This is a genomic window from Pararhodobacter oceanensis, assembly GCF_003076755.1.
Taxonomy (GTDB): domain Bacteria; phylum Pseudomonadota; class Alphaproteobacteria; order Rhodobacterales; family Rhodobacteraceae; genus Pararhodobacter; species Pararhodobacter oceanensis.
The window spans coordinates 524,419-548,150 of record NZ_QDKM01000001.1; the positions used below are offsets into that span (position 1 = coordinate 524,419).

Sequence of the window (23,732 nt, forward strand, 5' to 3'; positions counted from 1 at the left end):
CGAGGCGCATCAGCGCAATCGTGTTAACCTTGTTGAAAATGGTGCGGGTGAAGGGACTCGAACCCCCACGCCAAAGGCGCCAGAACCTAAATCTGGTGCGTCTACCAGTTCCGCCACACCCGCATCGGCGCTCTGATAGCAACCTTGCCGCGGTAAGGCGAGAGCAAAAGCCCCGAAATCGCGAGAGTGCTGACATATTTTCACCATCATTGGTTCCAATATGGAAACGATAGGTCATTGTCAGGTATTCACCATGTTTCAACAATTTACCCCCTCCCTCGTTCCGGTGCCCCGGGTCTCGGCGCGGGCGCGGCCAACGGGATTGCTGGCGGGCACGGTGGTGCGCACGGCGGATGGAGAATTGCCGGTGGAATATCTGCTGGCCGGGGACCGGGTCGCCACGGTGAGCAATGGATTGGTCGAATTGCGCGGCACCTCGCTGGTCGAGGCGCAGGATATCGATGTGGTCTGTTTCGCCCCTTCGGCATTGGGAAGATTGCGGGATTTGGTGGTGCCGATGCATCAACAGGTGCTGGTGCATGACTGGCGCGCGCAGATTTTACATGGGCGCGACTCGATGCTGACACCGGCGGCCTCGATGGTTGATGACCTGCATGTAACCCGTGAGCGGCGCGAAGCGGTGCGGCTGATCCGGCTGCATTTTGACGATCCGCAGGTGCTTTGGGCCGATGGGTTGAAAGTGGCGAGCGCGCCGACACCGGCGCCGGGGATCCTTGCGACGGGGCTGTTGCATTAAGGATGTTCGCGGTTCGGATTAACCGGTTAACCTGAATTTACCGACCGGCGCGAGGGATTTGCAGGGCCATTGTATCCTCACCCCGGTACGACATTTCACAGATATTGGTCAGTGCGCTATTAGCCCGCGCAGCACCTGAGGAATCGCCTCGTGCAGATCCTCGGCGATCAATCCGGGGCCGAAAACCTGTGCGGCGCTGGCATGGAGATAGGCGGCGCTGGCGGCGGCCTCGAAACCGGGCATGCCGCGCGCCAGAAGTCCGGCGATCAGACCCGCGAGCACATCTCCGGCGCCCGCGGTGGCGAGCCATGGCACGGCGCGCTCGCGCAGGGCGGCATGGAGGGCGCAGCGCCCGTTCGGACCGGCGATCACCGTATCCGGCCCTTTCATCAGCAATGTGACCCCCAATTCCTGCGCGGCCTCTGTTGCGGCGTCGATCCGTGAGGGGCCGCCGGATCCGCGCATGCGTGCGCTCAAATCGGGGAAGAGACGGGCGAATTCGCCGCCATGCGGGGTGAGGATGCAGCCCGCGTGGAGATGCGCGCGCAGGGCGGCGTCGCCCGCGATTAAGGTTAACGCATCGGCATCGAGGACGCAGGGGCGTGTATCGCGCAGCGCCACATCGACAAGCGCATGGGCGCGGGCGTCGAGGCCCAGTCCGGGACCGAGGAGAAGCGCGCTGATCCGTGGGTCGCTGAGGCTGGTGGCGAGGTCATCAGCAGTATCAACCGGCGTCAGCATCACCGCATCGAGCCGCGCGGCGTTCTCAGGGATCGCCGCCCTCGGGCAACCCAAAGTCACCAGACCGGCGCCGATGCGCAAAGCCGCGCGCGCCGCCAGACGGGCGGCACCGCCCCTGCCCGAGCCGCCCGAGAGCACCAAAGCATGCCCGTGCGAGAATTTATGGCCGCCGGATTTACCAAGATTACAGAGCGGCCCGGTGATCAGGGGGATGCCCGGCTCGGGCCGCAGGCCCAAGGGTGCGATCTCGAGGGCGCCGCAAATCTCGGGGCCTTCGGCCAGCATATGGCAGGGTTTGGGGGCGTGGAAAGTGACGGTGAGATCGGCGCGGAAGGGCGCGTCGCACAGCCAGCGCCCGCTGTCGCTACACAGGCCGGTGGGCAGATCGACGGCGACGCGGGTGAGGCGCGTGAATTCTGCGCTGGCGGTATGGACGGGGGCGAGTAGCGCCTCGGGGCTGCGGCTTTGACCGATGCCCAAGAGCGCGTCGATCAGCACCGCGCCCTCGGAAAGACCGTCGCGGATCGCCTCGGCGGTCAGCGGATACACCCCCTGCCCTGCGGCGAGCCAGCGGCGGGCGTTTTCGCCGGCGTCGCCCACGGGGATCTGGCCAGCGCTCAAGGTTTCGGCGGTCAGCGCACAGACCCGCACCTGCCAGCCGCGCGCCGCCAAGAGCCGCGCGATGACGAACCCGTCGCCGCCATTATTGCCCTTGCCGCAGAGCACCACGGCGCGGTTTGCTTCGGGGGCATGCGCGATGATTGCCTTGACAACGCCCTCGCCCGCGCGCTCCATCAAGGTTAATCCGCTGACCTCACCCGCCGCGATCGCCCTCTGCTCGAGGGCGCGCATCTGCGCGGTGGTCACGATATCCGGTATCTGCCCTGTCATCCGCCAATTCCGGTGAATTGCATTCAAATCCTGCATATTTCGCGGGCGATTTGCCTAGATTTTAAGCAAAACGCTCGAATTTCGCCCATTTGGCGGGAACTCCCGCCCCGGCAGGAGGTTAGTCGATTGTGAGGGCGCTGTGAACGTGGTCTGAACAGCGCAAGACAGCATAACCGCCGACCCGATCCTGACCACCGGAGCCTGCAGATGAAAAAAATCGAAGCCATCATCAAGCCGTTCAAACTCGACGATGTGAAGGAGGCGCTGCAGGATATCGGGATTCAGGGGCTCTCGGTGATCGAGGTCAAAGGGTTCGGGCGCCAGAAGGGCCATACCGAGCTGTATCGCGGGGCGGAATATGTCGTCGATTTCCTGCCGAAAGTGAAAATCGAAGTCGTGCTGCAAGATGATCTGGTCGATGACGCGATCGAGGCGATCATCTCGGCAGCGCGCACCGACAAGATCGGCGACGGCAAGATTTTCGTCTCGCCGGTCGAGCAGGTGATCCGTATCCGCACCGGCGAAACCGGCGAAGACGCGGTGTGATCACGCGCTGTGATCACAACCAGCATGACGCCGGGAAATTAGTCAAACACGCATAACTGCAACTCAGGGGAAACCAATGAGCGTTGAGAAAGTTCTGAAGAAAATCAAAGATGAAGGCATCGAATATGTCGATGTCCGCTTTACCGATCCGCGCGGCAAGCTGCAGCATGTCACCATCGTCAACGACCTGATTGACGAGGATTTTCTGGAAGAAGGCTTTATGTTCGACGGCTCGTCGATTGCCGGTTGGAAGTCGATTGACCAATCCGACATGAAGCTGATGCCGGACACCGAAAGCAGCTATGTGGATCCGTTTTACGCCGAGAAAACGCTGGCCATCCACTGCAATGTGGTCGAGCCCGACACCGGCGAGCCCTATGCCCGCGACCCGCGCGGCACGGCGATCAAGGCCGAGGCGTATCTGAAGTCCTCCGGCATCGGCGATCAGGCGTTTTTCGGCCCCGAGGCCGAGTTCTTCCTGTTCGACGATGTGCGCTATGCGGTGACCCCGGGCAAAGTCGGCTTTTCGGTCGATGCGGAATCCGCCGCCTGGAACACCGACACCGAATTCGAGGGCGGCAATCTGGCTCATCGCTCGAAGCTCAAGGGCGGGTATTTCCCGGTCAACCCGGTTGACGACGCGCAGGATATCCGCTCGGAAATGCTGTCGACGATGAAGGCGATCGGGATGAAGGTGGACAAGCACCACCACGAGGTTGCCACCTGTCAGCACGAGCTGGGGCTGGTCTTTGGCGGGCTGACCGAACAGGCCGACGAGATCCAGAAATACAAATACATCATCCATAATGTCGCCCATGCCTACGGCAAGACCGCGACCTTCATGCCAAAGCCGATTGCCGGTGATAACGGCTCGGGGATGCATGTGAATATGTCGATCTGGAAAGACGGCAAGCCCTTGTTTGCAGGCGATAAATACGCTGATCTGTCGCAGGAGGCGCTGTATTTCATCGGCGGCATTCTGAAGCACGCCAAGGCGCTGAACGCGATCACCAACCCCTCGACCAACAGCTACAAGCGGCTGATCCCCGGGTTCGAGGCGCCGGTTCTGCGGGCCTATTCGGCGCGCAACCGCTCGGGCTGTGTGCGCATTCCGTGGACCGAATCGCCCAAGGCCAAGCGCGTCGAGGCACGCTTCCCCGACCCCGCCGCGAACCCCTATCTGTGCTTTGCCGCGCTCTTGATGGCCGGGCTTGACGGGATCAAACACAAGATCGACCCGGGCGCCGCCTCGGATAAGGATCTTTATGATCTGCCGCCCGAAGAACTGGCCGCGATCCCCACCGTTTGTGGCTCGCTGCGCGAGGCGCTGGAGGAGCTGGAGAAGGATCACGAGTTCCTGCTGGCCGGAGATGTGTTCACCAAGGACCAGCTGGACGGCTATATGGCGCTGAAATGGGACGAGGTTTACGCCTATGAGCACACGCCGCATCCGGTAGAATTCCAGATGTATTATAGCTGCTGATCGGCGGGTGATCTGGCGCTAATCCGGCGGATCACAGGTTGAGAATGACGGAAAGGGCGCCTTCGGGGCGCCCTTTTTGCTGCGCAGCGATGAGGGGTGCGTCCGACACTGGGTGGGCGCGCGCGAGCTCTGAACGGCGCGCGGCACTTCAAAGCATGGGTGTTGGTTGCGCTGGGAAGGACATCGCCAAGCGCCCTCCCGAGGGGAAGGGTCGGGCGCGGCCCGTGGGTGGCACGGGCCTGAGTGTTAGCCTGCTTGTGAGTAAAGCGGAAAGGGACGCGCCCGATCCTGGGTGGGCGGATGAGCGCTTGGAACGACGCGCGGCGCTTCAAAGCATGTGTGTCGGTTGCGCTGGGAAGGACATCGCCAAGCGCCCTCCCGGGGGGAGGGTCGGGCGCGGCCCGTGGTTCCCACGGGCCAAACAGGTGGATGGTGAGGCGGCGAAAGCTATCCCGTGCGTGGAAAGGGGCGGAAAGGTGTGCCCCCGGGCCAAACAGGGCGCAGGCGCGAAGGGCGCTTCCACGGCGCGGCTTTTGCGGTATACCGGTGTCAGAGGGAGCAACAGGCGCCCGGCAGGAGAGCGGTATGAGACCGGCATGAGCAAATATCATCCCCTTGACGTGCGCCACCCGTCGAACAAACACCGGCAGCGCAATACCTATCTATTGGCGCCGGTGGATCATGCCGCCTATGAGTTGCAGCCGCTGCAAAGCCAGAGCGAACCCGCGGCGCGGCGCCGGGTCTCGAGCAAGCGGAAACGTTCAGAAACCCAGGCTGACAGCACGGCCCAGAACACGCCAGCGGCGACGCCCTGGGGGCAATCGAATGAGGCGGCTGCGGTGCAGACGCCAGCGCCCGCCAGCACCGGCGCGGCGCCGCCGGTGATCCAGAAACCGCGCAAAAGCTGGCTGCCGACGCTGATCATCTTTGGCGTCATCGCCTATGCGGTGCTGCGCAACACCTCGTTTGGCCGCGATATCAGCTTTATGGTGATGCGCGCGCTCTATGACCTCGGGGTATTGTGAGGCGGGCTTTGAGCCGCAACCCTTAGGATTTTAAGCACTTCGCGCAAGCCTCGCGCGCCCGCGACGTGTAATCTGCTCCTGCCCCGCGACGTTTTCGGGGCAGGAAGGACGACATGCGAAATGGTCAGGGCATTGTCGGGGCGACCTTATTGTTTGGCCCCAATGACCCGCCACCCGACCTTGTGGCCTCGATGCAGTTTCTCGTCGACGATTTGCGTTCCGATGGACACCGCATATCCGGGCTGCGGCTGGGTGCGCGGTCCATGCGGCTGCGCGCGGATCAGTTCGAACTGGCATTAACCATCGCCGACACGCCGATCCCCGAACATGCAATGACGCAATTGTTTCGCCCGGCGGCGTTGTATAGCGACGAAGAGCGGCCGGATTTCTCGAAAGTCCATCTGCTGCGCAATCTGCGCGGACACAGCCATGCGCTGGGGTTTTTGCTGCGCCGTCGCGGGCCACCGCTGGCGGATGAGCTGGAGGCCGAGCAGGAGCTGGTGCGCAAAGGGCGGCTCTGTCTGCTGCCGGTGATTGAAGCGGCGCCGCCCTTGCTGATGATCTGGCAGCCGGGCGGGTTGTTGCTGTCGAAAACCGAGTTTATCCGCGCCGATCCCGATATCCTGCGCCGTGGGGCGCCGCCGGGGCAGCCCCTGCTAATCACCGGGGCAAACCGCGCCCGCGCCGCGCGTCCCGGCCTGACCACACAGCCGATCCGCCTGCCCCCCCAAAGCCGCAGCGCGCGCGCCGAAGGGCGGTCGGGCGGGCGGGTGTTTGGCAGCCACCAGCCGCAGCGGCCCAAGGTGCTGCCACGGCTGGAGGGGGCGGATAGTGAGGTGGTCGCGGCACTGCGGGCGCCGGTGGTCGCACCGGATGCGCCGCGCCGCGGCCGGCTGGGGTTGTTTGTGGCGGTGGCAGTGCTGGGGCTGTTCCTGCCGCAGGTTCTGGGCCAGTGGTTGCCGCTTTAGCGCCCCTGATGGCCGCCCCTGACGCCTCGCCGTGGGTGAATGGGCGCTTTATGCCTTACGACAAGCGCGAAAGCGTCCCGAGGTGCCGCCCCTGATGCGCGCCCAGCTACGGGCGCCTCGGTAAACGCAGGCGCCCCCTGCCCCCCGCGCGCCGTTATTCGGCGGCGTGCAGCGGGTTTTGCTCGGGGTCGGCCTCGTGCGTGTCGGGGGTGGGTTTTGGCTTGGCTTTGGCGGGCGGCGGCGCGGCGACGGGATCCCAGATAATCTCGGCATTGCGGACCTTGCCGGTGCGCCTTAGCAGCGCCCGATCCTCGCGGTCTGCACCCGCCCGAAGCGCGCGCAGACGCGGGCCGAGCGTGGTGACAAGGCGCGAGACCCAGACCCGCGCGGCCAAGAGCGCAGGCGTCAGAATCAGCGTCAGAATCGTCGAAGTGCCAAGCCCGAACACCACCGCCGAAGCCAGCGGTTTCCACATCATCGAGGTCGGGCTGTCGATTGAATAGCCGCCGTTCACAAAGTCAATCGACACGCCCAGCATCATCGGCGCGAGACCGGCGATGGTGGTGATCGTGGTCAAGAGAACCGGCCGCAACCGCTGTTCGGCGGTGCGCACGATGGCCTCGATCCGCGGCATATAGCGGACGAAATCCTGATAGGTGTCGATCAGCACAATGTTGTTGTTCACCACGATCCCGGCCAGCGCGACAATGCCGGTGCCGGTCATGATCACCGAGAAGGGCTGCGCCATCACGATCATCCCGATCAACACGCCCGCAGTGGATAGCACCACCGCGACCAGCACCAGAACCGAGTTATAGAAACTGTTGAACTGCGCCAAAAGAATGATGAACATCAAGCCCATAGCCGCGCCGAATGCTCCGGCGAGGAAGGCTTGCGATTCCTCTTGGTCCTGCTGTTCGCCGGTCCATTGCCAGTCGATACCGGCGGGCAGCGGCGCCTCGTTTTGCAGCCAAGTGGTCAATTCGGCGATCCGTTCCGAGGCGGTCACCGGCACCATACGCCCGCCCGCCTCGAGGATCGCGTCGCGGGCTTCGGTGGCGATCCGCGCGGCCTCCGAGCCGACGGGATGGGCGCGGGGATCGACCTCACCGCGCGGGGCCAGCCGCAGGCTTTGCCCCTCGGCATCGAGGATATGGATCAGATCGGGCGCAACCCCGGCCTTGACGTCGAAATAGCGCCGCTCGCCGAAACGGTCGATGGTGCCGCGCAGGGCGACCGGCTCGCGGGTGACGAAATTGGACAGCGGGATCAACCCCTGCGCGGTCTGCACCCGCAGCGTGTCGAGGGTGGAAAGAAGCCGGTCGCCCTCGGGCAGGCGGACGCGGATTTCGACCTCTTCCTCCGAGGTTTCGACGCGCATTGTGTCCAGCATCAGGCCGCGGGTGATCAGCTGCACCATGCCGCCAACGGTCTGCACATCGGCGCCGAAGCGGCCCGCGACGGCGGTATCGACGCGGATTTCCCAATCGATACCGGGCAGCGGGCGGGTGTCTTCGACATCGACCACACCGCCGATGTCCGCCATTCTTGCGCTGACCAGATCCACCGCGCGGCCCAGCGTTTCAAAATCGTCGCCGATCAGCCGCAAATGCACCGGTTTTGCCGAGGCCGGGCCGCCGGTCATGATCATGAATTCGGTGATAATCCCGGGGATCTGGCGGAATTGGGCCTCCATCCGGTCAAGCACCGCTTGCCCGCGCAGGCTGTCGTCATCGCCGCGCTCATCCCAATTGACCAGTTCGAACTGGATCTGCCCGATGGCGTCGCGCGGCGCCTGCGCACCGGCGGTATTGGCATTGAGCCCGCCCGAGCCGCCAAAGGCAAAGCTGGAGGCAACGCCCGGCTCGCCAATCACCACCTCTTCGACGAGGCCCAGCAGATGGTCCTTTTCCTCAAGGCTGAGATTGCCGCGCGCGCGGACATAGACGATGCCCTGCTCGGGCTCGGTGGGGGCAAAGAAATCAACCCCGTAGTTATTGTTGCCGTAGAAGATAAAGACTTGGTAAACCGCGAAGAAAATCACCGAGATGGTGATGAAGGGCATGAACCAATTGCCGACGATCAGGCGGGTGAAACGGCCAAAGAGGGTGCGTTGCTCGCCCGAGCGCACGCGCTGCGGTTTGGCCGCGGGTTTGAGCGCGTTAAGGCTGATCGACATGCCGACCGCGCCAAGCAGCATCGCCAGCGCACCGGGCAGAAAGCGCAGGGCCGAGTCCGGCACCACCGCCTCGGGGGACTGCGCGAAGACCAGCGCGGGATTGAGCAGCACCAGCGCCCCGCCCGCCAGCAGCGCCAGCGCGGCAAACATCACCGGCAGGCGCAAGAGCCACGGCAGGCGCCGCAAGCGCTGCGCGATCTGGTCAAACCGGCGCGCGATACGGCCCGTGACGCCGCCCATCACCGGCAGGAAAATCAGCGCCACGATCAGCGAGGCCGAGAGCACGAAAATCAGCGTGACCGGCAAAAGCCCCATGAATTCGCCGGCAACCCCGGGCCAGAACAGCATCGGCAGAAAGGCGCAGAGCGTGGTCGCGGTGGAGGCGACGACCGGCCAGAACATGCGTTTGGCGGCGGCGACATAGGCATCCATCGGGCCTTTGCCCTGTTTGATCTGCTGGTCGGCGTATTCGGCCACCACCACCGCGCCATCGACCAGCATGCCGACCGCAAGGATCAGGCCGAACATCACGATATTCGAAATCGTCACATCCATCAGACCCAGCAGGATAAAGCTGAGCAGGAAGGACGAGGGGATCGCGAAACCGACCAAAAGCGCCGAGCGGGTGCCGAGGCTGGCCAGCACCACGATCATCACCAAGGCGATGGCGGTGAGCACCGAACCCTCAAGCTGGCTGATCATCGAACTGACCTGATAGGAGCGGTCGAGCGCCGGTGTCACGATGATCGAATCGCGCAGCTCCTGCGGCCATGCGGCGACGGTCTCATCGACCACCGCGCGCACCGCATCAACGGTGCCGATCAGGTTGAAGCCCTTGCGTTTGACCACCTGCAGGGCCAGCGTCGGCGCGCCCTCGAAACGGGCGGTGCCCTCGCGGTCCTGGAAGGTCATCTGGATCGTCGCCAGATCACCGAGCGTCACCACCGAGTCGCCATTGACCTTGATCGGCAGGCTGTAGATGTCTTGCGGGCTTTCAAAATTGCCCGGCAGCGAGAGCGAGAAACGTCCGCTGTCGGTCTCGATCTCGCCCGCCGCGACCAGTTGGTTGTTGCTGGTCACCGCCTGCAACAACTCCCCTGCCGAGACGTTGTAAGCCTCGAGCCGCAGCGGGTCGATGATCACCTCGACCATCTCGTCGCGCACGCCCGCAACATCCGCCGAGAGCACCGATTCCACCGTCTCGATGGCGCGTTCCAGATCGCGGGCGGCGCGCAAGAGGGTGCGTTCGGGCACATCGCCCGAGACCGCGATAATCACGATGGGGAATTGCGAGAAGTTGAATTCGTTGACCGTGTAACTATCGGCGCCTTCAGGGAAATTCGCCGCCGCGCGGCTCATCCGGTCGCGCACATCGGCGATCACCGCGGTCTTGTCCCAGTCGAAATCAAACTCCAGCACCACACCTGCATAGCCCTGCGAGGCGGTGCCGGTCATCTCGACGAGGCTATCGAGACCCGACAGCTCCTGCTCCATCGGGCGGATCAACAGCGTCTCGGAATCGCTAGCGGAAATCCCCGCGAAGGGCACCGAGATAAACAGCGCGGGCACTTCGATATCGGGCTCGCCCTCTTTGGGCAGGCTGACATAGGCGAAGGCACCGGCGGCGAGCGTCAGCACGATAAAGGCGAGGACCATGCGGGCGCGTTTGGCGGCCCAGTCGATGATGCCCAGCATCGGCCTACTCCTCGCCGCGACGGGTGACGCGGACCTCGATCCCGTCGGTGACATATTCATGACCGGTGACAATCACATCGGCGACCTCGGGCAATCCCGAGACCCAGAACCCTTGTGGCGCGTCGCGCAGCACGGTGACCGGCACGAAATAAGTGTGGTTGGTCTCATCGACCAGCCGCATGCCCAGCGTGCCGTCATCGGCGATGGTCAGCGCCGAGCCGGGCACCAGATGCCCGCGTGAGGCGGTGGCGGCGACCATGATATCGGCGCTCATCCCGTCGCGAATCGCCAGATCGGGGTTCGGCACGGTGACCTCGACGCGGAAGGTGCGGGTGGTGACATCCGAGGCGCGCGACAGGAAGCTGACCCTGCCGGTGACCTCGGCGCCGCTGGACAGCCGCGCACCGGCCATGGCGCCGACCGCGAGCCGGTCGATCTGGGTTTCGGCGGCATAACCGACCAGCAGGATCGGATCGAGCTGGATCACCGTCGCGCAGAGCCCGCCAGCGGTGAGCAGCGAGCCGGTCTCGGCGGAGCTGGCCTCGAGCACACCGTCAAAGGGGGCGAGAATGGTCAGCCGCGCCATTTCGGCCTGCGCCGCGGCGACACCGGCCTGCGCGGCCTCGACGCCCGAGCGGGCGGACTGCAAGGTGGCCTCGGCAGTGGCGACGCGGTTCTGCGCGCTATAGCCCTCTTCGGTCAGCCGCATGGTGGTGTCGAAATTGGTTTGCGCTTCATCGAGCCGCGCGCGGGCCTCCGAGAGCCGTGCTTCGGCCTCGGCCAGACTGGCGGCGCGGGTGCCGGGATCAATCGCGCAGAGCAATTCGCCAGCGCGGATCATTGCGCCGCGGGGGCGCGGGGCCGAGACCACCGGACCGGTGGTTTCCGAGCGCACTTCGACACTGCGCGAGGCGGCAGTGCGTCCGCGCAGCACCACCGCGCTTTCAAGATCGCGTTCGGTGATTTGCTGCACCACGACGCCGAACAAGCCGCGCTCATTGGTGCTGGCAGAGGCGGCGGTATCGTCCGATTGCGCCTGCGCCGGTTCGACACCCGCCGCATTAAGCAGCAGATCGCGTTCCATAACCAGCATGTAGAGGCTCACCAAAACCAACAACGCGGTGAAAATCGGCACAATTCGCATCAAATTACCTTCCGTCCGGCGCCCGGCGGCTGTGTTCAAACCCGTTCCAACCGTCACAATTCCGTCAGCCGCGACCCTGCCCGCCCGATGCAGTGGGTCCTGCGCGCCAGCGGGTGCCGGTTGGTCCTTGTCACCCGCCGTCTGGCCGCCCGTTATCTTGCCCTCGCCCTGCCCGCAGACGTGCCCGCCGGCCTAGCCGTAAACCTGCCCGAGCATGTTGCCACGGTCCGCCCATCCGTCAAGCAATGCGCAGGCGATATTGTCTCTATACGCCGCTCACGCCGCACGGATTACGCCGATGCGTAAAAACATGCAATCTCTGCCCAAAAAATTGCCGTTGCGTAAACCGTGCAGGATCAGGCGGCACAGGGGCCGCACAAGCCCAAACGGGTGCCGCCGGGCTGGGCGACAGCGCGGGGGATAGGCGAGAAATGGGGCGGAAAAACGGCAAATGGCCGCCCGCGCGAGGGCTCTACACTTGGCAAGCCGTGGCGCTTCGGGATAAGAGGGGCGAAGATGTCGCGCCTATGCGTGGCGGTAACTCACGACGCGGAGGCCATTGGTGAGCAACCCGGAAAGTTTCATCGACGAGGTGAACGAGGAACTCAAGCGCGACCGCTTGTTTGCCACGATGCGCAAATACGCGCCCATTGCGATTCTGGCGGTGATTGTGCTGGTCGGTGGCGCGGCGTGGAATGAATGGCGCAAGGCGCAGGCGACCAGTCAGGCGCAGGCCTTTGGCGATGCGATTGTCACCGCGCTGGACAGCGAAGACCCGCAGGCGCAGCGCAGCGCTCTGGCCGCGCTTGAGGGTGAGCTTGAGGTCGGTGGCGACCGCGCCGGTATCCTGAACCTGCTCTTGGCCGCGACCGAGTTGAACGCCGACCAGCGCCCCGCCGCGATCGACGCGCTGGAAGCGGTGGAGAATAACGCCGATCTGCCCTCGAGCTACCGGCAGATTGCCGCGCTCAAGCGGGTGATCATCGGCGGCGCCGAGATCCCGCTGGACGAGCGTGAGCAGGTGTTGAACGGCCTCGCCGCACCGGGTCAGGCGTTCCGCCCGCTGGCGCTGGAGCAACTGGCGCTTCTGGCGCTGGAAAGCGGCGACCGCGAGACCGCGCTTTCCCGTGCCGAAGCCTTGTTGCAAGAAGCCGATGTGACCGCCGCGCTGCGCCGCCGCGTCGCACAATTGATTGTTGTTTTGGGCGGTGATCAACCCAGCGATCTGGGGTGATACTGCTCGATATTTGCCATTTTGGGGGGAATAACCCATGCGCGTGATCCGCACCGTTGCTCTGATTGGTCTGATTGGCCTGACCGCCGCCTGCAACCGCGACGAGATCCTTGAGGGTGAGCGCGTGGATATCCGCGCCCCTTGGGGCGGTGGCGAGGTCGAGGAAAACCGCAGCCAGCCGATCAGCCTGCCCTCGCAGGCGGCGAATGGCAGCTGGAGCCAGCGGCAGGGCACCTCGGGCGCGCGGCCCCGCCATCCGGCACTCTCGGCCAATCCGCAATTGGCTTGGTCGACCCCGATTGGCGCCAGTGACAGCCGCCGCGCGCGTCTGACCACCGATCCGGTGGCCGCGGGCGGGCGGGTCTTTACGCTGGATGCGGGCACCCGTGTGCAGGCGACCTCGGAGGCCGGTCAGGTGATCTGGTCCTCGGATGTGCTGCCGCCGCGCGGGGCGCGGGGCTCGGCCTCGGGCGGGGCGCTGGCGGTCTCGGGCTCGCGGCTCTATGTCGCCTCGGCCTTTGCCTTTGTCGCGGCGCTGGATGTCGAGACCGGCAATGAATTGTGGCGGGTCGATTTCGACAGCCCGCTGACCGGCGCACCGGCGGTCAACGGCGAGTCGATCTATGTCAGCGCCACCGATTCCACGCTTTGGGCGCTCGATGCCAGCACCGGCCGCATTCAATGGTCCCTGCCCGGCACCGCCGCTCTGGCCACGGTGGCCCGCGGCGCGGCACCGGCGATCACCAATTCGCTGGTCGTCTTTCCCACGCAATCGGGCGAATTGACCGCCGCGCGGCGCGGCAATGGCGCGCTGACCTGGACTTCGGTCGCGGCAGGGCGGCGGATCGGCTCGGCACTGGCCTCGATCTCGGCGATCACCGGCGATCCGGTGGTTGACGGTTCCCGCATCTATGCCGCCACCCAGGCCGGGCGCACCTTTGCGCTGGATGCGGACAGCGGCAGCACGATCTGGACCGCCGAAGAAGGCGCCGTGGCACCGGTCTGGCCGGTCGGCGGCTCGGTGTTCCTGATCAGCGACCAGAACCGGCTGATGCGGCTGGATGCCCGCGACGGCACGACGATCTGGGCGCAGGATCTGCCGCTTTATACCGACGACCGCGCGCGCCGCCGTCTGGCGATTTTCCCGCAGCATGGGCCGGTGCTGGCCGGTGGCCGCCTCTGGGTGGCTTCGGGCGACGGGGCCTTGCGCGGCTTTGATCCGGTCTCGGGCGCGCAGGTTTTCGCCACCGAAATCCCCGGCGGCGCGGCCTCGGGGCCGATTGTGGCGGGCGGCACGCTCTATGTGCTGGGCCGCAACGGCGCGCTGCACGCTTACCGCTAAGCATCGCCTGCGGATCGCTGCGCACGGCCAATCACAGTGACGGCGCCACCGCTGGCGGAGGCCTGCCGTCACCTGCCGCGCTTGACCCGATCACGCGCGGCTTTACTTTAGACGCGGGCGCGCCTATGTCGGCGCCTTCACCGCGTTTCATTGCACGCAAAACCGGAGGCCGCCATGAGCTTCACTCTTGCCCTTGTGGGCCGCCCGAATGTGGGGAAATCCACGCTGTTCAACCGTTTGGTTGGCAAGCGTCTGGCCTTGGTCGATGACCAGCCCGGCGTCACCCGCGATCTGCGTGAAGGCGAGGCGAAACTGGGCGATCTGCGGTTCACCGTGCTCGATACCGCCGGTCTGGAGAATGTCACCGACGACTCTCTGCAAGGCCGGATGCGGCGGTTGACCGAACGCGCGGTCGAGATGGTCGATGTCTGCCTGTTCATCATCGACGCCCGCGTGGGGATCACCCCCGCTGACGAGATTTTCGCCGATATCCTGCGCCGCCGCGCCAAACATGTGATCCTTGCCGCCAATAAGGCCGAGGGCAATGCCGGTGAAGGCGGGTTCCTTGAGGCCTATTCGCTGGGCATCGGCGAGCCGATCCGCCTGTCCGCCGAACATGGCGAGGGGATTGACGAACTTTATCACATGCTGCGCCCCTTGGCCGCGACCTTTGACCAGCGCGAGCAATCCACCGCGCCCGAGACCGATATCAGCGTCGATCAGGACAGCGAATTCGACAACACCGAGCTGGGTGAGGCCGAGGAGGTCCCCGCTTGGGTGCCGACGATCAAACGCCCGCTGCAAATCGCGGTGATCGGCCGCCCCAATGCCGGTAAATCGACGCTGATCAACCAGATCATCGGCGAAGAGCGGCTGCTGACCGGCCCCGAGGCGGGGATCACCCGCGATTCGATCTCGCTGCCGTTCAATTGGAACGGCACGCCGGTGCGGCTGTTTGATACCGCCGGTATGCGGCGCAAGGCACGGATCACCGAAAAGCTGGAAAAGCTCTCGGTCGCTGACGGGCTGCGGGCAGTGAAATTTGCCGAGGTTGTGGTGGTGCTCCTGGATGCCGCGATCCCCTTCGAGACGCAGGACCTGCGCATTGCCGATCTCGCCGAGCGCGAGGGCCGTGCGGTGGTCGTGGCGGTGAACAAATGGGATATCGAGGACGACAAGCAGGACAAGCTCAAGGAGCTGCTACAGACCTTTGAGCGCAACCTGCCGCAGCTGCGCGGCGCGCCCCTGATCACCATTTCCGCGAAAACCGGCCGTGGCATGGAGCGTCTGCACGAGGCGATCATCCGCGCGCATACGATCTGGAACCGCCGCGTGGCGACCTCGCGGTTGAACAACTGGCTGCTGGCAATGACTGAGGCGCATCCGCCCCCCGCCCCCGGTGGCCGCCGGATCAAGCTGCGCTATATCACCCAGGCCAAGACCCGCCCGCCGGGGTTTGTGGTGAAATGCTCGAATCCCGAGGATCTGCCGAAAAGCTATGAGCGCTATCTGGTCAATGGTCTGCGTGAGGCTTTTGACATGCCGGGCACGCCGATCCGCCTGTATTTGCGCGGTGGCAGCGATGAAAACCCCTATAAGAACCGCAAGAAGGCCCAGCCCTCGAAGCTGAAAAAGCACAAGAATCCCGAGCGCTAGGCTGCGGGGCTCTTGGCGGGCCTTCGTTGCATTTGCAACTATTTGATCTAGATCAATGTCGTCTCTTTGGCAAAGCTGCACTGTGGGTTTCACATTTGCTTGCGCCGGAGGACGACAATGGGACTGCTGACACGCCTGAACCACCATACCGATCTGATCACCCGTATGGCCAGCACGGTGAATGCCGATTTCACCACCGCGATGGTGGATCGCCGGATGAGCGGGCAGGAATTGCGCAACGCGGTGTTTGCCTGCGTCGGCTGCGAGGGCGGCGCGCGCTGCCCCGACTGGCTGGAGGCGCATAGCGCAGGCGCCGAGGACACCCCCGCCTACTGCCGCAACCGCGATCTGCTGCAGCGGTTGCGCGATTGAGGCACTCTATCTAACGGCGCAGACTTTCTGTTTGCCCCTTGGGTCGCGGGCGGCTTCGCCCCTATAAACACGCGGCCCCCTGTATCTTTATGCGCCACTGCGCAACGCTCTGGCCCGGGGGCACCCCGGGCCGCGCCCGACCCTCCCCATGGGAGGGCGCATTGGCGATGGCGTGAGATGCTCACCCGACATCAGTGCTTTGGAGCGTAGCGCGTCGTGGCAAGGGCCGTGCGCCCACCCAGGGTCAGGCGCGTCCCTAATCGCCTTGTTCGTAGGCAGGCCATATGTCGGGCTCGTGGACACCACGGGCGGCTTTGCGCCTGCAACACGCGGACCCTGTATCTTGAAGCACCACGGTGCAACCCTCTGGCCCGTGGACACCACGGGCCGCGCCCGACCCTCCCCCCGGGAGGGCGCTTTGGCGATGTCACGCAATGCCCAACCGGCATCAGTGCTTTCGAGTGCAGCGCGTTGTGGCAAGGACATCGGCGCCCACCCAGGCTCGGGCGCGTCCCTTATCGCTTTGCCCATAAGCAGACCATCCGTCCGGCTCGGGCATCAGTCCGGGCAGCGCGCCCACCCAGGGTCGGGCGCGGCCCTTATCGCCTCAGCGGATTTTCAGCGTCGCCAGCCCGATCAGCGCCAGCACCAGCGAGATGATCCAGAAGCGGATCACGATCTGCGGCTCGGCCCAGCCCTTTTTCTCGAAATGGTGATGGATCGGCGCCATCAGGAACACACGCTTGCCGGTGCGTTTGAAATAGACCACCTGAATGATCACGCTCAGCGCCTCGACAACGAACAACCCGCCGACAATCCCCAGCACGATCTCATGCTTGGTGACCACCGCAATCGCCCCCAGAGCACCGCCCAGAGCCAAGGAGCCGGTGTCGCCCATGAACACCGCCGCGGGCGGCGCGTTATACCAGAGGAAACCCAGACCGCCTCCGGCCAAAGCGGCGGTGAAGATCAACAGCTCACCGGCGCCGGGCACATAATGGACATCGAGATAGGCGGTGAAATCGACCCGCCCGACGGCATAGGCGATCGCCCCCAAAGTGCCCGCGGCGATCATCACCGGCATGATCGCCAACCCATCCAGCCCATCGGTCAGATTGACCGAATTCGCCGAGCCAACGATGACGAACATCGCGAAGGGAATGAAAAACCAGCTTAAATCCAGCAGGTATTCCTTGAACACCGGAAAGGCGAGCCGGCCCGAGAGGGTCTCGGGATGCAGATACATCGCCGCGACCGAAGCAATCAGCGCGATCAGGAACCCCAGCCCCAGACGCACGCGCCCCGAGACGCCGGCATGGGAGGATTTCGACACTTTCGCGTAGTCATCGGCAAACCCGATCGCGCCAAAGCCCAGCGTCACGCCAAGCACCAGCCAGACATAGGGATTGTCGAGCCGCGCCCACATCAGTGTCGCGAAGGTCAGCGCCGAGAGGATCAACAGCCCGCCCATCGTCGGCGTGCCCTTCTTGGTCAAGAGATGCGATTCCGGCCCGTCCTCACGGATCGGCTGGCCCCGGCCCTGACGGCGGCGCAGCAGGTTGATCAGCGGCGTGCCAAAGACAAACCCGAAGATCAGGGCAGTGAAAAACGCCGCCCCCGCGCGCACGGTGATATAGCGAAACAGGTTGAAGCCGATATGGGCCTCTGAAAATTCGGCAAGCCAATACAGCATGCATTACTCTCCGTTCGGATCGTCAGGTTGGGCGTGGCCAAGATTGCGCAACGCATCCACCACACGCGAGACATAACTGCCTTTCGAGCCCTTCACCAGAACAACGTCGCCCGGATGCACCAGCCGGTGCGCCTTAGCGCCGAGATCCTCGGCCTGCGGGACATAGTGGCCACGTTGTGGCTCGGGCAGCGCAGTGTAGAGGGTTTGCATCCGCGGGCCGACGCAGTGCACGCGGTCAATCTGCGCCATCGCCGGATGGGTAGCGACCGCAAGATGCAGCGCCTGTTCTTGCGGGCCGAGTTCCAGCATATCGCCGAGAATGGCGATCCGCCGCCCGCCCGCGCCGGGGGTGGTATTGGCCAGCACATCCAGCGCCGCCGCGAGGGAGGCGGGATTGGCGTTGAAGGCGTCGTCGATCAGGGTGAAACTGGCGTCCTGCACCGGATCAAGGATCAATATCTCGCGTTTGCCGCGCCCCGCCGGAGGCTGCCAGCGGCCCAAAGCCTGCGCGGCCAGCGCCAGATCCAGCCCCAGCGCCTCGGCCACCGCCATGGAGGCGAGCGCGTTCATCCCGAAATGCGCGCCCGAATCCGTCAGCCTTATCCAGTAGCTTTCGCCCTTGATCTTGGCCTCGACCACCAGCGCGCCGCGGGCATGGCGCAGGCTGGCAAGCTGTAGATCGCCGTTTTCGCCAAAGCCTGTGCCCTGCGCGCCCGCGGCTTTGCGCAGGATCGGCGTGGTGTCGAGATCGGCGTTATAGATTGCCGCACCTTGCGGTGTGAGCGCGCCGAAGATCGCGGCTTTTTCCCGCGCGATGGCGGCGACATCCGCAAAGGCCTCAAGATGCGCGGCGGCGACGGTGGTGATCAGCGCCACATCGGGGCGGGTCAACGCCGCCAAGGGTGCGATCTCGCCGGGGTGGTTCATGCCGATCTCGATCACCGCGAAATCGGCGCTCTGCGGCAGCCGCGCAAGGGTGATCGGGACCCCCCAATGGTTGTTGAAACTGGCCTCGGCGGCATGCACCGTGCCGAATTCTGCCAGCATCTCGCGGAGCATTTCCTTGGTCGAGGTTTTGCCCACCGAGCCGGTGACGGCCACGACTTTCGCCTGTGCCCGCGCCCGCCCTGCCGCGCCAAGCGCTTCGAGTGCCTTTAGGACATCGGGCACCACCAGACAGGGGCCGGTGACACCCTCGGGGATATGATCGACCAGCGCCGCCGCCGCGCCATTGGCAAAGGCTTGGGCCACGAAATCATGCCCGTCGCGGGCGGCTTTGAGGGCGATAAACAGATCGCCCGCCTGCAGGCTGCGGGTGTCGATCGACAGGCCGGTGACGTTGAACGGCGCCGAGGCGGTGCCGCCGGTGGCCGCCGCCGCGTCCGCGTGGGTCCAGAGCGCGCCCATCTTAAAGCCGCCCGTCAAGCGCGGCGACGGCAACACTGGCTTGTTCCAGATCGTCAAACGGATAGACCGTGTCGCCGACGGTCTGGCCGGTCTCATGGCCCTTGCCGGCGATCAGTAGCGCATCGCCCGGTTGCAGCGCATCGACGGCCCGCAGGATCGCCTCGGCGCGGTCGCCGACCTCGGTGGCCTCGGGGCAGGCTTGCATTATTTCAACACGAATAGCCGCAGGATCCTCAGATCTCGGGTTGTCGTCTGTCACAAATACAACATCCGCGTGTTCGGCGGCGGCTTTGCCCATCAGCGGGCGTTTGGCGCGGTCACGGTCGCCGCCCGCGCCCAGAACGATGATCAACCGGCCCATCACATGCGGGCGCAGCGCCTTGAGTGCGGTTTCGACAGCGGCGGGGGTATGGGCGTAATCGACAAACACCGGCGCGCCGTTTTCGCGGGTCGCGGCCAGTTCCATCCGGCCCCGCACGCCCTGCAGTTTCGGCATCGCGGCAATCGCCTCACCGGCATCGGCGCCGCTGGCGACCAAGAGCCCGAGCGCGACCAGCGCGTTCCACGCCTGAAACCCGCCGACCAGCGGCAGATGCACGTGATGCGCCTGCCCGCCCAGCGAAAACCGCAGCTCCTGCCCCTGCGCGTCATAGCGCTGCGCCAGAATGCGCAGATCGCAGTCCTCGGTTTGGCCCACGCGCAGCACCTGCTGATCGACCCTTGCGGCCAGCCGCGCGCCCCATTCGTCATCGGTGTTGATCACCGCCACGCCGTCCTCGGGCAACAGCCGGTGAAAGAGCCCCGCTTTGGCCTCGTAATAATCCTCCATCGTGGGGTGATAATCGAGATGGTCCTGCGAGAGATTGGTGAATCCCGCCGCAACAATGCCGACCCCGTCGAGCCGCCGCTGGTCAAGCCCGTGCGAGCTGGCCTCCATCGCCGCATGGGTCACCCCTTCGGCGGCGGCCTGCGCCAAAATGCCCTGCAGGGTGACCGCGTCGGGGGTGGTATGGGCCAATGGTGCCTCCCATGCGCCCTCAACGCCGGTGGTGCCGATGTTAACCGCAGGGTAACCCAGATGGGTCCATAATTGGCGGGCGAAACTGGCGACCGAGGTTTTGCCGTTGGTGCCGGTCACCGCGACCATGGTCTCGGGCTGGGCGCCGAACCAGAGCGCGGCGGCCATCGCCAGCGCGGCGGGCGCGTCTTCGGCGACGACCAGCGCCGCCTCGGGGTGGCGGGCCAGCGTCTCGGCGGCCATGGCGGCGCCCTCGCGGTCGGTCAATATCGCGCTCGCGCCCATGCGCAGCGCCGGATCAATGAAGGAGGCGCCATGCATCAATGTGCCCGGTAGCGCGGCAAACAGCGTGCCCGGTTTGACCGTGCGACTGTCCAATGTGATCGCACTGACGCGCGCCTGCGGATTGCCGCTGCGCGCGGTGAGCCCCAATTCGCCAAGGTGTTTGTTGCTACTCATATCGCCTCTCGCTTCGCTTGCCGTTGCCTAACGCAGCGAGAAGGCCGCTTCAATCTCTGCATCGCTTTGCGGGCGCATTCCCATCATCGGCGCGATCCGGCGGACCATCTCGGCGGCCACCGGCACCACCGTCCAGCCAGCGGTGCGCCGCGCCTGTTCGCCCGAGGTTTCCGAGGGCTCGTCCAGCGTCACCACGATCACATAGCGCGGATCGGTCATCGGGAAGGCGCCGGCGAAGGTCGCGATCACACGGTCGTCGTAATAGCGGCCCTGCGGGTTCGGCTTGTCCGCCGAGCCGGTCTTGCCGCCGACCGCATAGCCTTCGACCTGCGCCATCCGCGCGGTGCCGCGTTCGACCACCGCATGCATCATCGCGCGCATCTGCCGCGAGGTCTCAGGGGTGACCAATTGCTCGACCGGCTGCACCTCGGGGCGGCGCAAAAGCGTCGGCACCACGCGGCGCCCACCGTTGACCAAAGCCGCATATCCGGCCGCCAGATGCACCGGCGTGGTCGACAGGCCGTGGCCGTAACTGATTGTCATTGCAGATAATTCCCCCCAACGCTCGGGGAATTGCGGCAATGCGCGGCGGGCCTCGGTGACCTCCAGATCCAGGGGATCGAGAAAGCCGAAGCGGCGCAGAAAGTCCTGTTGCCGGTCAATACCGATCATCTGCGCCAGCCGCGCGGTGCCGATATTCGAGGAATGCACGAAGACCTCGCTGACCGGCAATTCGGCGCCGTAATTGCGGTAATCGCGGATGCTGAAACCGGCCATCCGCAGCGGGCCACGGGTGTCGATCACCGTCTCGGGGGTGACCAATCCCAGATCGAGCGCCTGCGCCACGGCAAAGGATTTCATCACCGAGCCGAGCTCATAGACGCCCTGCACGGCATGGTTAAACAACGGGTGTTCGGTGGGATCGCCCTCAACCGGTGGCGCCGGGCGGTCGTTGGGGTCAAAGTCCGGCAGGGAGGCCATGGCGACCAATTCGCCGGTGTCCGCATCCATGATGATCGCCGATCCGGCGCGGGCATTGAGCATCTCGATGCCGCTGCCGAGCACCTCTTCGACCACGCCCTGAACCGCCAGATCCAGCGACAGGGTTAACGGCACATCCGCCAGATCGGGATCACGCAAACGCGCATCCATCCGGTGTTCGATGCCGGCGGTGCCGATGATTTCCGCCGCGGTCACGCCCTGCTGCCCGTAACCGGCGCCGCCCAGCACATGCGCGGCGAGGCGACCGTTGGGATAGAGCCGCATCTGACGCGGGCCAAGCAACAGACCGGGCTCGCCGATATCATGCACCGCCTGCGCCTGCTCGGGCGAGAGACGCGCGCGGATCCAGACGAAACTGCGGTCGGGATCGGTCAGCCGTGCGGCCAAGCGATCCTCATCAACATCGGGAAAAATCCGCGCCAGTTCCGCCGCCGCGCGGTCGCCATCAATCATATAGCGCAACTCGGCATAGAGCGAATTGGTCACCAGATTGGTCGCCAGAATACGCCCGTTGCGGTCAAGAATATCGGCGCGGGCATCGGCGATCTGCTCACCGACATAGGGTTCGGCCTCGATCACCGGCGCGGCAGCCAAGAGCCCCATCCGCGTGCCGATCGCCGCATAGCCGGCAAAAAACAGCACCGCGAGGATCAACAGCCGCCATTCCGCCCGTTTGCGCCCTATATCTCGGGCTTGCTCACGCCGCACCCGCAACATCTCGCGTTCGACCGCCTGCGGATTTTCGCCCTGCGCACGCGCGTCCAGAATGCGGGGCAGCGGGCGAAGCGGCGTGCGGACCATCAGTCATCCCCCCGACGGGTCAGGGAAATCGGATAGGGGATTTCGGAAATATGACCGAATTGCCGTCCCTCCAGTGACAACAGGCCAAGGCGGCTGGCGTTCATTTCGGCCAGCGCCAGCAGGCGTTCGGGGCGGTTGAGATAGGCCCATTCGGCGCGCTGCACATTGATCGCCTCGGTCAGGCTGCGGATTTCACGGCGCAATTCGCGGGTCTCGTTTTTCGCGCGCTGGGTGCGGTCGTTTTGACCGTAAGCCCAGATCGCCAGCCCCATCACCGCGAAAGCCGATAGAACGTAGAACACGCCGCGCATCAGTGATCCCCTTTGAGCGCCAGTCTCGGCAGGCCGACGCCCTCGCGGTCGACGGCGCCGGCGGGTTCTGCGGTGCGGCGTGCGATGCGCAAGAGTGCCGAGCGCGCCCGCGGGTTGGCGGCGCATTCCTCGGCGTCGGCGGCGATGGCTTTGCGGTTCACCAGCGTGAACCGCGGTTGCTCTTGTTCGATTTGCGGCGCGTGGCGACTGCCCTGCCCGCCGCGACCGGCGCGCAATTGCATGAAGCGTTTGACGATCCGGTCTTCGAGCGAATGGAAACTGACCACGGCCAGCAATCCACCGGGTTTGAGCGCGCGTTCGGCGGCCTCCAAGCCCGAGATCAGCTCGTGAAACTCGGTGTTCACCGCGATTCTCAGCGCCTGAAAGCTGCGCGTGGCGGGATGGCTCTGGCCGGGTTTGGGGCGCGGCAGGCAGGAGGTGACGATCTCGGTCAGCCGCAGCGTGGTCTCGATCGGCGCCTCTGCGCGGGCCGCAACAATCGCGCGGGCGATCCGGCGTGAAGCGCGTTCTTCGCCGTAATGATAAAGGATATCAGCGAGTTCTGCCTCGCTTGAGCCATTCACCAGATCCGCCGCCGAGGGCCCATCCTGGCTCATCCGCATGTCGAGGGGGCCGTCTTTGGCAAAGGAAAACCCGCGTTCGGCAAGATCAAGCTGCATCGAGGAGACGCCGAGATCGAGCACAATCCCGTCCAGCAGCCCGCCGTCCAGAACGCCCGCGGCATGGGCATCGAGCTCGCTGAACACGCCCTGCACCAAAGCCAGCCGCGTGCCATACTCCGCGCCCCATTCCGCCGCCAATTCCAGCGCCAAAGGATCGCGGTCAACGCCGATCACACGCTCGGCACCGGCCTCAAGCAGCCCGCGCGCATAGCCGCCCGCGCCCAGAGTGCCGTCCAGCCAGACGCCCGAGACCGGCGCAACCTCGCGTAAAATCGGGGTGAGCAGCACGGGAACATGGGGGGCTTCGGGTGCGGCTTGGGTCATG

At 65.0% G+C, this 23,732-nt stretch carries 18 protein-coding genes and 1 tRNA gene; 9 read left to right on the top strand and 10 right to left on the bottom strand.

The features are described 5' to 3' along the window. Window positions 1-39 precede the first annotated feature (39 nt). A tRNA-Leu gene (locus DDE20_RS02320) sits at window positions 40-123 on the bottom strand. 130 nt (window positions 124-253) lie between these two features. Here DDE20_RS02320 and DDE20_RS02325 point away from each other — a divergent pair. Beyond that, window positions 254-757 (top strand): Hint domain-containing protein, encoded by a 504-nt coding sequence (locus tag DDE20_RS02325; RefSeq protein WP_165814399.1) that lies wholly within the window; start codon window positions 254-256, stop codon window positions 755-757. Between the two features lie 108 nt (window positions 758-865). On the opposite strand, the gene DDE20_RS02330 is transcribed toward DDE20_RS02325, so the two are convergent. Then, window positions 866-2,389 carry an NAD(P)H-hydrate dehydratase gene (locus DDE20_RS02330; RefSeq protein ID WP_116556819.1) on the bottom strand — a complete coding sequence of 508 codons (1,524 nt, stop codon included), beginning with the start codon at window positions 2,387-2,389 and terminating at the stop codon, window positions 866-868. Window positions 2,390-2,596: 207 nt separating this feature from the next. On the opposite strand from DDE20_RS02330, the gene DDE20_RS02335 reads away from it, so the two are divergent. From DDE20_RS02335 to DDE20_RS02350, 4 genes are all read left to right on the top strand, one after another. Continuing rightward, on the top strand, window positions 2,597-2,935 hold the full coding sequence (locus tag DDE20_RS02335; protein ID WP_116556820.1) for a P-II family nitrogen regulator: 339 nt from the start codon (window positions 2,597-2,599) through the stop codon (window positions 2,933-2,935). 76 nt (window positions 2,936-3,011) lie between these two features. Beyond that, window positions 3,012-4,418: a type I glutamate--ammonia ligase gene (gene glnA, locus DDE20_RS02340; protein WP_116556821.1), complete on the top strand. Its 1,407-nt coding sequence runs from the start codon at window positions 3,012-3,014 to the stop codon at window positions 4,416-4,418. Between the two features lie 596 nt (window positions 4,419-5,014). Continuing rightward, on the top strand, window positions 5,015-5,443 hold the full coding sequence (locus DDE20_RS02345; protein ID WP_116556822.1) for a hypothetical protein: 429 nt from the start codon (window positions 5,015-5,017) through the stop codon (window positions 5,441-5,443). Between the two features lie 113 nt (window positions 5,444-5,556). Next, a complete protein-coding gene (locus tag DDE20_RS02350) occupies window positions 5,557-6,411 on the top strand; it encodes a hypothetical protein (protein ID WP_116556823.1) in 855 nt (284 codons plus the stop codon). A gap of 154 nt (window positions 6,412-6,565) precedes the next feature. Here DDE20_RS02350 and DDE20_RS02355 read toward each other — a convergent pair whose 3' ends face one another. Then, window positions 6,566-10,285 carry an efflux RND transporter permease subunit gene (locus DDE20_RS02355; protein WP_116556824.1) on the bottom strand — a complete coding sequence of 1,240 codons (3,720 nt, stop codon included), beginning with the start codon at window positions 10,283-10,285 and terminating at the stop codon, window positions 6,566-6,568. A 4-nt stretch (window positions 10,286-10,289) separates the two neighbouring features. Next, window positions 10,290-11,429: an efflux RND transporter periplasmic adaptor subunit gene (locus tag DDE20_RS02360; RefSeq protein ID WP_116556825.1), complete on the bottom strand. Its 1,140-nt coding sequence runs from the start codon at window positions 11,427-11,429 to the stop codon at window positions 10,290-10,292. Between the two features lie 562 nt (window positions 11,430-11,991). Here DDE20_RS02360 and DDE20_RS02365 point away from each other — a divergent pair. The 4 genes from DDE20_RS02365 to DDE20_RS02380 all read left to right on the top strand — a co-directional run bounded on the left by DDE20_RS02365 (window position 11,992) and on the right by DDE20_RS02380 (window position 16,033). Next, window positions 11,992-12,663, top strand: coding sequence for a tetratricopeptide repeat protein (locus tag DDE20_RS02365; protein WP_116556826.1), 672 nt, complete (start codon window positions 11,992-11,994; stop codon window positions 12,661-12,663). A gap of 37 nt (window positions 12,664-12,700) precedes the next feature. Further along, window positions 12,701-14,005: an outer membrane protein assembly factor BamB family protein gene (locus DDE20_RS02370; RefSeq protein WP_116556827.1), complete on the top strand. Its 1,305-nt coding sequence runs from the start codon at window positions 12,701-12,703 to the stop codon at window positions 14,003-14,005. 174 nt (window positions 14,006-14,179) lie between these two features. Continuing rightward, window positions 14,180-15,661 carry a ribosome biogenesis GTPase Der gene (gene der / locus DDE20_RS02375; protein ID WP_116556828.1) on the top strand — a complete coding sequence of 494 codons (1,482 nt, stop codon included), beginning with the start codon at window positions 14,180-14,182 and terminating at the stop codon, window positions 15,659-15,661. 117 nt (window positions 15,662-15,778) lie between these two features. Then, on the top strand, window positions 15,779-16,033 hold the full coding sequence (locus DDE20_RS02380; RefSeq protein WP_116556829.1) for a DUF6455 family protein: 255 nt from the start codon (window positions 15,779-15,781) through the stop codon (window positions 16,031-16,033). Between the two features lie 607 nt (window positions 16,034-16,640). On the opposite strand, the gene mraY is transcribed toward DDE20_RS02380, so the two are convergent. From mraY to rsmH, 6 genes are read right to left on the bottom strand one after another with little or no spacing between them, the layout of a single operon-like run. Next, the gene (gene mraY, locus DDE20_RS02385; protein WP_116556830.1) at window positions 16,641-17,726 is read right to left on the bottom strand and encodes a phospho-N-acetylmuramoyl-pentapeptide-transferase; all 1,086 of its coding nucleotides are present in this window, start codon (window positions 17,724-17,726) and stop codon (window positions 16,641-16,643) included. A 3-nt stretch (window positions 17,727-17,729) separates the two neighbouring features. Continuing rightward, the gene (locus DDE20_RS02390) at window positions 17,730-19,133 is read right to left on the bottom strand and encodes a UDP-N-acetylmuramoyl-tripeptide--D-alanyl-D-alanine ligase (protein WP_116557228.1); all 1,404 of its coding nucleotides are present in this window, start codon (window positions 19,131-19,133) and stop codon (window positions 17,730-17,732) included. Window position 19,134: 1 nt separating this feature from the next. Next, window positions 19,135-20,610, bottom strand: a complete 1,476-nt coding sequence (locus tag DDE20_RS02395; RefSeq protein WP_116556831.1) for a UDP-N-acetylmuramoyl-L-alanyl-D-glutamate--2,6-diaminopimelate ligase — start codon at window positions 20,608-20,610, stop codon at window positions 19,135-19,137. A gap of 27 nt (window positions 20,611-20,637) precedes the next feature. Beyond that, window positions 20,638-22,413 (bottom strand): peptidoglycan D,D-transpeptidase FtsI family protein, encoded by a 1,776-nt coding sequence (locus DDE20_RS02400; protein ID WP_116556832.1) that lies wholly within the window; start codon window positions 22,411-22,413, stop codon window positions 20,638-20,640. After that, window positions 22,413-22,724, bottom strand: a complete 312-nt coding sequence (ftsL, locus tag DDE20_RS02405) for a cell division protein FtsL (RefSeq protein ID WP_116556833.1) — start codon at window positions 22,722-22,724, stop codon at window positions 22,413-22,415. The genes DDE20_RS02400 and ftsL overlap by 1 nt, the downstream gene beginning before the upstream one ends. Next, on the bottom strand, window positions 22,724-23,731 hold the full coding sequence (rsmH, locus tag DDE20_RS02410) for a 16S rRNA (cytosine(1402)-N(4))-methyltransferase RsmH (protein WP_116556834.1): 1,008 nt from the start codon (window positions 23,729-23,731) through the stop codon (window positions 22,724-22,726). The genes ftsL and rsmH overlap by 1 nt, the downstream gene beginning before the upstream one ends. Window position 23,732: the final 1 nt, after the last annotated feature.